Below are 12,536 nucleotides of genomic sequence, written 5' to 3'. Positions count from 1 at the left end.
GGATACGATATTAAAATGAAAAAATACCTGTTTTTAGTGGTAACGTGTTTTTGCTGCGTTGATTTGTTTGGCCAGAGTGTAACCGTTAATGACCTTACCAATTTAGTAAACCTTTCAAATGCCGACGCTCATAATTACCTGGTATTATCAAAGGGATTTAAGAAAGAGTACACACAGGATGTTGGTGGCAATATAGTTGAGCATTTACACAAGGGCGGGCCGGTAAATAAGGGCGAGGCTGTAGTGATAGGTGTTGGTACTAAACTGAGCAGCGGCACTATATTACGTACGGTTACGTATACCTCGGCAGTTACTAAGGATATTTTCAACCTGATAACGCAGGCCAAAAGGCTTGGCCTGGATATGAAGTTTCAGGGGGCAGATTCTGTAAATAATATCTATCTTTTTGATAATGATTTTTTTCATATCGTGATGCTCATCAGTCGTGATAATTCTTCTGGCTCTGTTGAGGTAAAACAAAAAGAATATTTGGGTTTTGATTAATTAAGATAGCGGCTCAGTAACAGCTTCGTTGCTGCACAAATCCCATTCAGCTTTATTATATTGCGGTACCAACTATAAAGCTTATGGAAACTATTAGTCGCAAAAAATTTATTGCTGCCGCTACTATGGCTACTGCCGGTATGGCATTCGGCTTAAACGCATTGGGTAAGGATAGGGTAGGACCGGAGATCGTAAGTGATAACCAACCCGCAGCGCGATCATCAGCGACAGAGAAAATTAAGGTAAGCATATTTTCCAAACATCTGCATTGGCTTAATTATACCGATATGGCATCATTAGCTGCCGGTATGGGCTTTGATGGCGTAGATATTACCGTAAGGCCGGATGGACATGTGTTGCCCGAAAATGTAGCTGTTGATTTACCAAAGGCCGTAGCGGCTGTTGAGAAGGCAGGTTTAAAGGTATATTCAATAGTAACCAACATCAAATCGCCAGATGAAAAATATACACATGATATTTTAAAAACGGCATCTGCATTGGGGATAAAATATTACCGTACGGCCTGGTTTGATTACAATAAAAACATCAGTATCCCCGAAAACTTAAAAGTAATCAGTGCTCATTTCGCGGCTTTAACCAGCTTAAATAAACAATATAAAATACATGGAGCCTATCAAAATCATTCGGGCGAACTGTTTGGCGCTTCTGTTTGGGATCTTTGGCTGGCGATGAAGGATCTTGACCCCAATTTGATAGGCTGCCAATATGATATCAGGCATGCCACTACCGAAGGCGCCGATACCTGGGCAACGTCAATGCAATTGCTGATCCCCCATATTAAAACCATCAACGTAAAGGACTTTTACTGGGAGAAAAAGGATGGAAAATGGCAGGTAAAAAGCGTGCCATTGGGCGAGGGAATGGTTGATTTTAAAAAGTACTTCGCGATGCTTAAGCAATATCAAATTAATGGTCCGCTAAGTTTGCATTGCGAGTATGATCTTGGCGGCGCGCAGGATGGTGCAAGGAAATTAACTATTAGCAAAGAGGCTTTTACGGCTGCAGTACAAAAAGACTTAACTACTTTGAGGGGATGGCTGAAAGAAAATGATCTATAGCGCCGGCAGTAATTTTAAGGGTAACTTAAATATTCCTGAAAAAAACAATTTGTAATTGTAACAGGTTTATTACTATATTTATATGAAGTAAACAGTTCTTTTTAACCCAATAAAACGGCTGTTAACTAAACCAATTTTAACCTTTAAAATGGAGGCTGTGATGAACTTAGTTCATAAAATAGAAAACTGGGGCGATACTCATCACCCTAAAATTCTTGATCTTGTCCGTATAGCACTTGGCGTATTTTTGCTATTAAAAGGCATTGCATTTATGCAAAACACAGCATACCTAAGGCACCTTATTGAAGACCAGGATGTAGTAGACCTATCACCAACATTGTTGATGATTTTGGTTTACTATGTAACTTTTGCCCACATGGTTGGTGGCATACTGATAGCACTTGGCATATATACCAGGCTGGCGTCCATCATCCAAATTCCGATTGTTTTAGGCGCTGTATTTTTAACCAGTATTTTTCAGGAACCCATAAACACCATGGCCTGGCCATCTATTACGGCACTCATCCTGCTTGTAATATTCATTATCCTTGGCTCGGGACCGATTTCTTTAGATAGATATTTAGCGTCAGAATGATTTTAGATGTGCAGATGTGCAGATTTCAGATGTGCAGATGGTTTTCTTATACACATTTGAAAACTAAAATTCGGACATCTGCTTCCAGCTATTATTTGCACATCTGAAATTTGCACATCTGCTTCCGGCGATCATCTGCACATCTGTAAGCTAAATTCGCACATCTGTAATCTAAAATCTGCACATCTGAATCAATATTCCACCACCAGTTCATCCACGTAGCACCATAACCACCGCTCGCCAGGCTCGGCAGAGATTACTACCGGGTGGCCTGTGGCTTCAAAATGTTTGGTCATGTGGGTATTGGGCGAGCTATCGCAGCAAAGCGTTACACCGCAGGTTTGGCAGGTACGCAGGTGCATCCATGATGAATGTGTTTTCATGCATTCCTCACATACATAATCCTGTGGCTGTTTTATATCGGTAACAGCCTCCAGGTGCGGGCAAATTTCATCCTCTTGCATAAATTTAAACTTCAGCTAAATATTTGTGTACAAAACTAATAGCCATAGAGCCTTCGCCTACGGCAGATGCCACCCGGTTCATTGCCCCCGCACGAACATCGCCCGCGGCAAATATGCCAGAACAGCTGGTTTCCAATAAAAATGGATCTCTTTTAAGCTTCCATATTTTGTTGAAGTTTTCATAGCTGCGCAACTCACGGCCGGTTTCAATAAAATCCTTGTTGTTTTTAATAATGTCGAGTTTTATCCAATCGGTATAGGGTTTGGCACCAATAAATATATATAAGGCTGCGGCTTTATTAGTAACTGTTTCCTGTGTTTTGCAATTTTTTAAAGTTAATTTTTCCAGACAGTTACTTCCGTGCGCCTCTATAATTTCGGTGTCGGGTACAATTTCTATATTGGGTGTTTCACTTATCTGGGTTATCAGGTAGGCCGACATGGTTGGCACCAGGTCTTCCCGCCTGATGACTATATGTACCTTATCGGCATATTTTGAAAGGTGCATAGCCGCCTGGCCAGCAGAATTTCCTCCGCCAATAACATATACATTTTTACCAGTACATGCCGATGCTTCGGTAGTTGCCGCGCCATAATAAATGCCCGCTCCGGTAAAGTTTTCAACCCCTTTAACTTCCAGTTTGCGGTAATCAACGCCGGTTGTAATCACTACAGTACGGCTGATGATCTCGGGACCATCATCCAAAATAATGGTTTTATAACCATCCTTTTGTTTGATATCACTAACAGATTGCGGCGACAAAAATTCGGCGCCTAAGCGCATCGCCTGGCTAATGGCACGGCGGGTTAAATCGGCACCACTTAAGCCTGCCGGAAAGCCAAGATAGTTTTCTATACGCGAACTGGTGCCTGCTTGGCCACCAGGTGCTTTACGTTCAATCAGCAAGGTCTTTAGTCCCTCGGATGCGCCATAAACAGCAGCGGCAAGCCCAGCAGGCCCGGCCCCAATAATTACCACATCGTAAACATCGGTAAGGGTTTGCGGGTTTTTATCAAGTTTTGCTGCTATGCCTTGTATTGATGGTTTTTCTAAAAAGCTTCCATCTTCAAAAAAAACGGTTGGGAGGCAATCTGTTGTAAGGCTATTGAGCGCTAATAAACTACCTGCATCAACATTTCTCTCAATATCTAACCAGCGGTAGGGTATCAGGTTACCTGCCAAATAATCTTTGATCACGTGTGATTGTGGTGAAAATTGATAGCCTATTACTTTTACACCCACAAACTCAGGAATATAATTGTTTTGCCAGTCGTCAAGCAGATCATTTATTACCGGGAAAAGTTTTTCCTCTGGCGGATCCCATGGCTTCATGAGGTAGTAATCAAGCTGCACATCATTAATAGCTTTAATGGCGGCTTCAGTATCTGAGTAGGCGGTAAGCAGTACGCGCTTAGCATCAGGGAATATTTTTTTTGCTTTCTCTAAAAATTTAACACCTTCCATTTCGGGCATGCGCTGGTCGCATAAGAACAGGGCTACCACATCCGAGCCATTTTTTAGCTCGGTAAGGCTTTCAAACGCTTCATTTGCCGATGTTGTACTCAGTATTTTGTACTCTTTACCGTATTGCGATCTGAGATCGCGGCTGATTGACCGGAGTACCTGCGGATCATCATCAATTGAAAATATTATTGGTTTACTCATGGTGGATTGCTACAGGTAATTTTTAATTTTTATTCTTGAAAAGTGTTGCTATCCATCAATCAGGAAGCAAACACTAAATTCGGTGTACCCGGGCTTTGATTTTACTTTGATAGAGCCACGGTGCTGTTTTACTATTCGTTGTACTACCTCAAGCCCCATCCCGGTACCTTTGCCCATATCTTTAGTAGTAAAAAACGGATCAAAGACCTGGCCCTGGATATCTTCGGGAATGCCCAGGCCATCATCAATTATAAAAACCTCCACAAATTCGCGGTCGCGGCGGGTTTTGATAGTCAACGTACCTTTGCCTGCCGGTTCCATGGCGTCAAGGGCATTATCTATGAGGTTTGTCCATACCTGGTTAAGTTCGCCTATCAACGCCTTAACTTCAGGCAAAGTTCGGTCAAAATCTTCAACAACGGTTATATTTCCTTTTCTTATTTTGTAACCCAGCATGGTAAGCGTGTTGGTAATGCCAATGTGGATATCGGCATACTGTTTGTCCTGCCCCCTGTCCATGTGGGTAAAGGTTTTAACAGAACTCACCAGTTCGGCTATTCGCTTTGATGATTCCTGGATATCCTCTATCATTTTTTCGGCAACCAGTTTACTGCTTATCCAGTTGATAATGGTTGATAAAAACTCTTTAGGGATATGCTTTTTTAAAGTCTCGAGGCTATCGGCGTTAAATTTAAAATCAACAAAACTTTCGGCAATATCGTAACCGTTTTCAATTTCGTTGTCATCGAGCCAATCGTTTATTTCATCTTCAAGCTGGGTGCGTTGTTTAAGGCTTAAGCGGGCTGTACCTTTGTTTGATAATACCTTAAATAATTCGTTGGTTACCCCATCCACCTGTTCAGAGTCCATTTTAATGGCGAACATACTTTTAAGGTTTTGCGGTACTAAACGCAGGTGTTTGCTTAAAGAAATAGAATCGCGTACAATGGCCGATGCCGGGTTGTTAAGCTCATGCGCAAGGCCGGCTGACAGCTTGCCTAATGCCATCATTTTTTCGTTTTGCTGTTGCAGGGCAGTAAAATCACGTACACGGGTAGTCATGATATGTACCAGCGCCTGGGTAAGCTCAAAATGACCTTTTATCATTTCATTTATCCGCTCGGTGGGGAAACTGAGTACATGCAGCTCGCCTATAGCTTCTGCATAGCCTTTGGAAATTAAACCACGGGAGAAAGGCAGATAGCCTGTAATACTACCCGGCCCAACATTCACAAAATCCCTGCGCCCCCTGCTTTGCAGCATATAAAAACGCATACTACCTTCAATGATAATATGTGGCCCTGTCATTGGCTTTCCAGGCTCATTTAACATGGTGCCATTTTCATATACGTGATATTCACAACTATCTATCAGCCATTGCAGCTGATCATCCGGGACATTTACTAAAGCCTCGAGCGATTTAAGCCAGGATACGGTTACCTCTTGCATGAAATAAAATTAGGGATTATTATTTAATTGTTGAATGGCAGGGGAAAAAATTGCAAAACGATGTTGTCCGGACCGGGATTTAGGGGATTAAGGGATAGGCTGGATTTCCTTTTTATGTGACGCAATATTTTGCATATCCTATCATATGAAAGAGGACACGGGATGCTTAAAAATGCAAAAATCCTGTAATCTGATTAATCGGTTTAATCCCGGTTCAGAAAAAATCTATTTACACCCACTTACTTAAAAATGCGCCAAAGGCTTCTTTATACTGATCGCCAACGGTTATGTTCACCTTTCCAATTTGGAGGGCATTACGGGTGATTGAGTTAATTTTATCTAACGACACGATGAAGGAGCGGTGCACCCGCATAAAGCGTTTTGCCGGTAGTTTTTCTTCCAGCGCTTTTAAGCTGGTGAGCGAAAGTAGGGGCTTTTCTATATCCTGCAGATATACTTTTACATAATCTTTTAAACCCTCAATGTATAATATATCTTTAAGCGCTATGCGCACCAGTTGATATTCAATCTTTAAAAACAGGTAATCGTCTTCAATACGGTGTTCCGCTGCCGCCGCGGGTGCAGGTGTAACGTTGGTTGATCGCTGTAACAATTCAACATACGTTAGCGCTTTATTTGCCGCGTGCAAAAACTCTTCATAATTAAAGGGTTTAAGCAGATAATCCAATGCATCAACCTTGTATCCCTCCAGCGCAAATTGATTATACGCCGTGGTGAAAATAATGCGGGGCTTGTTGGCGCCGCGACTATCCAACACACGCGCCAGCTCGATGCCGTTTAAATTGGGCATTTGTATATCCAGGAAAATAAGATCAACCTTTTGATCCTGTAAGCCAACCAGCGCCTCAACCGCGCTGCTGTACCTGCCAGTAAGTTTTAAAAAAGGTGTTTGCTCAATAAAGGCACAAACCAGGCCAAGGGCCAGCGGCTCGTCATCAACGGCTATGCAATTTAATATCATGACAAGTTGAGGGTTAGGTGAACTTTATAAGTATTAGCAGTAGTATCCTCCTTAAGATCAAGCGTGTATTTACCGGCATAAAGCAAATCAAGCCTGCGGATGGTATTGGTAAGGCCAATGCCCTTGTTTTCTTCCAGGTTGGTGTTATTGTCTTTATAGATACTGTTCTCTACACGTAATTCCAGCTTTTCCGCGTGCTGTTCAACGCTGATGAGTATGCTGCTGGGCAATGTGGCGCTGATGCCGTGCTTAAAAGCATTTTCAACAAACGGTAAAAATATCATGGGGGCAACAGTCATATCATTTACCGTAGCGGGCGAATTGAAGGTTACTGTTACCTTATCAGTAAGTCTTAGCTCCATAAGGTTTATATAATCTTTTATAAAGGCTATCTCCTGGCTAAGCAACGCGGTGCCGTGCTGGGTATCATACAATACGTACCGCATCATGCGCGAAAGCTGGTGTATTGCCTTGCGGGATGTTTCGGCATTAATATGTGTTAAAGCATAAATGTTGTTTAGCGTATTGAAAAAGAAATGCGGGTTGATCTGCGCTTTCAGGAACGATAACTCCGAACTGATTTTATCCTGCTCCAAAGCTTCGCGCAGCCTGATATCGCTTTGCCATTTTTGTATAGCTGTTATGCTGGTACTTATGCCCAGCACCAGTGCCATTATAAAGATAATTGCATAGTCAAAAATGCGATTTTTATCGCCATGCCTCGGTTGCCCATGTTTATGAATAGCAGTATCCATCAATTGGTGCATATTGAGCGAACGATCAAAAAAGTTGTTCAATACAAGTACCGTTGCAATGAGGATAATTACAAACACAAAGTACATTCCTGTGCGATTTTTTAATAGGTAGGCAGGTACAAGTACAATAGAGTTGACATAAAATGAAGCTACCAGCATAATAATGATCAAGGCCTGTTTTATCCAGAATTGGTAGGGCAACACAATATCCCATGTAAGCGGCTGGTACAAAAACAACGAGAAACCCAGTACCACCCAGGTTAATATATGGATAAGGATAGTAATAGTATTACTTTTTGATTTAAGACTCATTTAGCAGGTTAATTACTGGCTGTAGCCGATAAATTTAATTAATTATTATACAAAGGACGAATAGACAACAGAACAAAGAATTTTTAGATAAAAGAAGGGGATTTACAAATTTAGGCAGGCAAAAGATCCATCACATTTTTGAACGCCGGGTTATCAAGCACGTCCAATCGTGTTTTATCCTTTGGCCAATTTTCAAAATTCCGTTGCCTGATAGTCCCTTTTTCAAAAATCCCTTCAATATTACAAATCAATATGAATGCAATGCAATCATAATCGCCGAAGAGACAAAATTTACCGATAGATGGATGGAATTTCCCGTTGAAACTGATTGCAGAGCATCCATTACTTAAATACAGAGCTTTATAGGGGAAAAAGCATGCTTTTGTCTACGTTTATATAGCCCCCGTCTATTCTGTTTTTTATAACGCTGCTGATGCTATTGTTTTGTGGCTGTTCAATAAGCCCATACAATGAAATTTATCTGCCTTTTAATAGCCTCATCACTAATAAGCCTTAGCACCTTTGCCCAAACGGGCAGGCAGGTTACCGGCATTGTAAAAGACTCAACTGGGGTAACCCTGGCTGGTACTTCTGTTAAGCTTTTAACGGCCACTGACAGCAGTATGGTAATAACCGATAATAAAGGCGGATTTACATTTAACAATGTAAAAGTCAACCAGTTTAGCCTGGTTTTAAACTCCATTGGCTACCAGCCATTAAAGCGCCGGTTTATTTTAGATAAGGCCAATACGCCGGCGGTGCTTAATCCCGTCATCTTAAAAAATGATACCTACATGCTTAACACGGTAACTATTGCCGATGTAAACCCGGTAAAATTAAAAGAGGATACCGTGGAGTTTAATGCAAGCGCATACAAGGTGCGCGATAACGCCCCCGTTGAAGATGTAATAAAGAAATTGCCGGGTGTGGATGTGGATAAAGACGGCAACATCACCGCTCAGGGTAAAAGCGTAACCAAGGTAAGGGTGAACGGCAAAGACTTTTTTGGGGGCGATGTAAAATCGGCTACTAAGAATTTGCCTGCAGATATTGTACAAAACATACAGCTTATTGATGATTACGGCGACCAGGCAAATTTAACAGGAGTGAAAAGTGGTGAACCCGAAAAGATATTGAACATTACCATTAAGCAAAGTAAAAATTACGGATATTTTGGGCAGGCCAGCTTAGGCGGGGGCAGGGATGCTATACCGGGTATTGCAAATAGTAAGGAGGGAGACCGCTTTGTGGCATCGGCCAATGTATTTAGTTTTAGTGGCGACAGGCAACTTGCTTTTTTGGGCAATTTAAATAACACCAATACCAACCTGTTCAGCTTTGGTGGGGGTGGGCCAAGGGGCGGTGGTCCGGGTGGCCCGCCGGGGGGGAACAGCAGTAATGCCAACGGCATAACAACCGCCCGCTCATTCGGATTTAATTATCGTGATAGCTGGGGTAAAAAAGTTACCGCTTATGGTAGCTATAGTTTCGCCAACAACTCGGTATTTACAATAAGCAATACTATTCAAAACAACATATCGGCAACAAACCCAAGCACCAATACCAATAACAATACCCAAACCGACGAAAAGCTTAACCATAGGTTCAATTTCAATATTGAGTATAAGCCAGATACGGTTAATTACATCAAAATTACACCATCATTTGCTTATGCAAGGGTAAATACCACACAATTAGGCAGCAGCCTTTTGGTTAATAATTCCGAAACGGTATCAAACTATAACTTTAATACCATGAGTAACCAAAGCGAGCCTAATTATGGAACAAATATTTTATTTAACCACCGTTTTAGCAAACGCGGCCGTAATTTTAGCATCAATGTAGGGGCGGGGTCATATCGTATCGATAAATTTCAAAACCCGGTTTATACTTATATTGAAGGAGCGGCAAACGCGCCTTTAAACCAGTTTATTAATACCAACAGCCGCACAGATAGTGTGGGTACGAGTGTTTCGTTTTTGGAGCCGGTAAGTAAAAAAGGATACCTTGAACTTACTTACGCCTATCATTACGCCTACACCACTGCCGATAAGTTGACAGATACCCTTAACGCCGATGGTGTAACCAGAAACCAATACGATTTATTGAGCAACAATTACACATCTACTTTTATTACCAATCGCTTTGGGTTAAACTTTCGCTATATTGATAAAAAATACAACTATACCTTGGGTGTAGTTGCCCAGCCCACTATATTGCGCGGCCGATCATTAATGAGTGCGGCAAGCGAGCCAACAGATAGTCATACCTTTAATTTTGCACCCAATGCCAGGTTTATCTACAACTTTTCGCGCAATCAATCATTAAGCTTCAACTATAATGGCAGCAGCAGTCAGCCAACCTATACCGAGTTGCAGCCAGTTACTGATTTCAGCAACGCGTCATATCCGGTTGAGGGTAATCCCGATTTGAAACCCGAGTTTAATAACAACCTATCCATAAAGTATAACAAGTTCAACTTCGAGACTGGAAATGTGTTTTTTAGCAATTTATCATTTACGGCTACCGATAATAAAATTGTAGCCAATAGCATCACTTATCCCAAAAACTATGCTCCAAACAGTAAACTGGCAGGTAGTATTTTAACCCAATATTTAAATGCCGATGGCTATTACTCGGCACAGGGGTTTTATGTGTTTGCCAAACCCTGGGAAAAAAGAAAATATAATTTATTCTTTATAGGCAACATTGCTTACAACAATAACATCTCTTATATCAGTAATGTTGATTCTGCAAGTTATTTAATGACAACACAAAAAAATATAGCTAAAAACCTGGTACTATCCCAAGGGGTAAAGTTTCGTGTAAGTATTGAAAATGTCATCGATGCGGAAGCCAGTACTACTTATAGTGTAAACAAATCAAATAATTCGCTTACGCTGGCTAATATTAACAATAATTTCAGTTCGTTAAACCTGGGCATCAATGGTAAAAACTATTTTTGGAAAGACTGGACCCTTAGTTACGATTATTCAAAAGTATTGTATTACGGTTACAAGGGGGCAACCAACCCTAATATATTGAATACCTATGTTGAACGCCGCTTTTTAAAGGGGAATATGGGTACTATTCGTTTATCGGCAATGGATGTGTTTAACCAAAATACAGGTTATACCAGTACCCAGAGCGGTAGTTATGCAACGCAAACCAGCAGCAACAGATTAGGAAGATACTATTTGTTAAGCTTTACGCTTAAGTTACAGAAATTCGCGGGCAAAAAACCAAGTATGGGTGGCCCTGGTGGCGGTCCTCCTCCGGGCAGCGGTGGTCCAGGCGGCCCTCCTCCGTTTTAATGCAGGGGAATTTTTAATAAATATTTAAAACCTTGCCATCCCTGAGAAAGATGGAGAGAAAAGATCAAACATGAGGTTGTGATCTGGATTTAGTTGATGTTATTGATTTAAGCAATAACTGAGCGTCCCGGGGGTGAGATACCGGGACGCTTTATTTTTTTAAAACTGATAATTGATACCTGCCCTTATACTGGTGGCATCTATTGAATACTTACTATTATCGGTAATGGATGCGGGTGTGGTGTATGATGCCCATATATCTATCTTTTTATTTAATACTATACCTAACTTAATTGGAAAGTTAAACCAGTTTTTAGAAAGATAAAGATAGTTTTCGTCTGTTTTGTCAAGCTTGGGATTATAAAGCGAATTGCCGGAGTCCTTAGCGATGTTGATAGCCAACCCACCGTCAACATAAAATTTAAAGGCATTTGTATTGTAGATATTGTATATAACCTGTGGGTTTAAAATAATAATGAACTGGTTAATTTTGTATTCAGCTTTATAAGCAGGGTCATTAAAATATCTGTCCACAATGCTTTTAAAAGTTGCCCCCGTAACCTGTATTTCGCCCCTTACCACCAGTTTGCCAACATTGGGGTTAGGAGTTACATTAACACCTAATGATAGCGTAGGAAAAACCGAGGTGTGATCCTGTACATTAAAAAATGAAAAAGTTCCGCTGTGTTTAAACGATGTGGAGTTGACACCTACGCCGGCAAAAAGTTTCCAGGAGGCTTTTCCTCCATAGTTTTTTTTATCAGCCACCATATTGTTTATTTTTTGCGAAATGCTTTTGAGGTCTGTAGAACTATAGGTTGCGCTCTCAATTTCACGTTTCAGACGTTCTGAAGAGGGATTATATTTAGTTGCCATGTCATACAGCTGGGGTATAAAAATATTTTCGCTGCGCGTTTGAACTCCATGATCTGGTAAAAAATATATCCTGTAAACCAGTTCGGTAATATTATCCGGATTGTTTTCAGTAATATAAAACCTCGTTTTTATAGCGTCGACGTATGAATACAGGGTTACATTAGCGCCTTTCTGCTCTATTTTTAAAAATACGATATCCTGTTTTATGGTTGAATCTTTACCATTTGAAAGTTTTGCAGTGTTGGTTTCATCTATACTAATTGGTCCCGCATATCGCTGATAGCTTACCGAATTAAGTAATTCAAAAAAACGAATATCATCAACGGTATAATTTTTAACGCCTGCCGAATTTTTAAACTCTATAGTGCGCGGGTTACCAAACCATTCTTTTTGGTTGATCTCGCCTTTTAAAGTGTCGCCTTTAATGGTAACTACGTATGCAGGTTTGTAATTGCTTTGTGCAAGCGTAAAAAGTGGCGACAGCAAGGCCGCCGATAATAGTTTGAAAAAAAGTTTCATGTGAGAAGGTTTAGTTGATTA

General features: G+C 40.9%; 10 protein-coding genes. 4 read left to right on the top strand and 6 right to left on the bottom strand.

The annotated features are described in order from the left end of the window. Positions 1 to 15: 15 nt before the first annotated feature. The 3 genes from AC1D0K_RS11660 to AC1D0K_RS11650 all read left to right on the top strand — a co-directional run bounded on the left by AC1D0K_RS11660 (position 16) and on the right by AC1D0K_RS11650 (position 2,178). On the top strand, positions 16 to 504 hold the full coding sequence (locus tag AC1D0K_RS11660; RefSeq protein WP_477394031.1) for a hypothetical protein: 489 nt from the start codon (positions 16 to 18) through the stop codon (positions 502 to 504). Between the two features lie 83 nt (positions 505 to 587). Continuing rightward, positions 588 to 1,583, top strand: a complete 996-nt coding sequence (locus AC1D0K_RS11655) for a sugar phosphate isomerase/epimerase family protein (RefSeq protein WP_477394029.1) — start codon at positions 588 to 590, stop codon at positions 1,581 to 1,583. A 160-nt stretch (positions 1,584 to 1,743) separates the two neighbouring features. Beyond that, complete coding sequence (locus tag AC1D0K_RS11650; RefSeq protein WP_295719622.1) at positions 1,744 to 2,178, top strand: DoxX family protein; 435 nt, start codon at positions 1,744 to 1,746, stop codon at positions 2,176 to 2,178. A 191-nt stretch (positions 2,179 to 2,369) separates the two neighbouring features. Here the strand turns inward: AC1D0K_RS11650 and AC1D0K_RS11645 are convergent, their stop codons facing one another. The 5 genes from AC1D0K_RS11645 to AC1D0K_RS11625 all read right to left on the bottom strand — a co-directional run bounded on the left by AC1D0K_RS11645 (position 2,370) and on the right by AC1D0K_RS11625 (position 7,806). Then, positions 2,370 to 2,642 carry a UBP-type zinc finger domain-containing protein gene (locus tag AC1D0K_RS11645; RefSeq protein WP_477394027.1) on the bottom strand — a complete coding sequence of 91 codons (273 nt, stop codon included), beginning with the start codon at positions 2,640 to 2,642 and terminating at the stop codon, positions 2,370 to 2,372. Positions 2,643 to 2,646: 4 nt separating this feature from the next. Beyond that, positions 2,647 to 4,308, bottom strand: coding sequence for an FAD-dependent oxidoreductase (locus AC1D0K_RS11640; protein WP_477394025.1), 1,662 nt, complete (start codon positions 4,306 to 4,308; stop codon positions 2,647 to 2,649). Between the two features lie 48 nt (positions 4,309 to 4,356). Beyond that, entirely contained in the window at positions 4,357 to 5,757 is a 1,401-nt protein-coding gene (locus tag AC1D0K_RS11635; RefSeq protein WP_477394023.1) for an ATP-binding protein, read from the bottom strand. 229 nt (positions 5,758 to 5,986) lie between these two features. Continuing rightward, a complete protein-coding gene (locus tag AC1D0K_RS11630) occupies positions 5,987 to 6,739 on the bottom strand; it encodes a LytR/AlgR family response regulator transcription factor (protein ID WP_477394021.1) in 753 nt (250 codons plus the stop codon). Continuing rightward, positions 6,736 to 7,806: a sensor histidine kinase gene (locus AC1D0K_RS11625; RefSeq protein WP_477394019.1), complete on the bottom strand. Its 1,071-nt coding sequence runs from the start codon at positions 7,804 to 7,806 to the stop codon at positions 6,736 to 6,738. Before AC1D0K_RS11625 ends, AC1D0K_RS11630 begins: the two co-directional genes overlap by 4 nt. 470 nt (positions 7,807 to 8,276) lie before the next feature. On the opposite strand from AC1D0K_RS11625, the gene AC1D0K_RS11620 reads away from it, so the two are divergent. Next, positions 8,277 to 11,120 carry a TonB-dependent receptor gene (locus tag AC1D0K_RS11620; protein ID WP_477394017.1) on the top strand — a complete coding sequence of 948 codons (2,844 nt, stop codon included), beginning with the start codon at positions 8,277 to 8,279 and terminating at the stop codon, positions 11,118 to 11,120. A 159-nt stretch (positions 11,121 to 11,279) separates the two neighbouring features. Here the strand turns inward: AC1D0K_RS11620 and AC1D0K_RS11615 are convergent, their stop codons facing one another. Next, positions 11,280 to 12,515, bottom strand: a complete 1,236-nt coding sequence (locus AC1D0K_RS11615) for a hypothetical protein (RefSeq protein WP_477394015.1) — start codon at positions 12,513 to 12,515, stop codon at positions 11,280 to 11,282. Positions 12,516 to 12,536: the final 21 nt, after the last annotated feature.

This window comes from Mucilaginibacter sp. P1_A3, from assembly GCF_056406855.1.
This window is presented reverse-complemented; position numbering and strand designations above follow the sequence as displayed.

What these genes read in the sequence shown, in the direction of transcription:
- AC1D0K_RS11630 (WP_477394021.1), bottom strand. Translation starts at nt 6,739, where the DNA reads ATGATATTAAATTGCATAGCCGTTGATGACGAGCCGCTGGCCCTTGGC.
- AC1D0K_RS11655 (WP_477394029.1), top strand. Translation starts at nt 588, where the DNA reads ATGGAAACTATTAGTCGCAAAAAATTTATTGCTGCCGCTACTATGGCT.
- AC1D0K_RS11620 (WP_477394017.1), top strand. Translation starts at nt 8,277, where the DNA reads ATGAAATTTATCTGCCTTTTAATAGCCTCATCACTAATAAGCCTTAGC.
- AC1D0K_RS11635 (WP_477394023.1), bottom strand. Translation starts at nt 5,757, where the DNA reads ATGCAAGAGGTAACCGTATCCTGGCTTAAATCGCTCGAGGCTTTAGTA.
- AC1D0K_RS11625 (WP_477394019.1), bottom strand. Translation starts at nt 7,806, where the DNA reads ATGAGTCTTAAATCAAAAAGTAATACTATTACTATCCTTATCCATATA.
- AC1D0K_RS11645 (WP_477394027.1), bottom strand. Translation starts at nt 2,642, where the DNA reads ATGCAAGAGGATGAAATTTGCCCGCACCTGGAGGCTGTTACCGATATA.
- AC1D0K_RS11615 (WP_477394015.1), bottom strand. Translation starts at nt 12,515, where the DNA reads ATGAAACTTTTTTTCAAACTATTATCGGCGGCCTTGCTGTCGCCACTT.
- AC1D0K_RS11660 (WP_477394031.1), top strand. Translation starts at nt 16, where the DNA reads ATGAAAAAATACCTGTTTTTAGTGGTAACGTGTTTTTGCTGCGTTGAT.
- AC1D0K_RS11650 (WP_295719622.1), top strand. Translation starts at nt 1,744, where the DNA reads ATGAACTTAGTTCATAAAATAGAAAACTGGGGCGATACTCATCACCCT.
- AC1D0K_RS11640 (WP_477394025.1), bottom strand. Translation starts at nt 4,308, where the DNA reads ATGAGTAAACCAATAATATTTTCAATTGATGATGATCCGCAGGTACTC.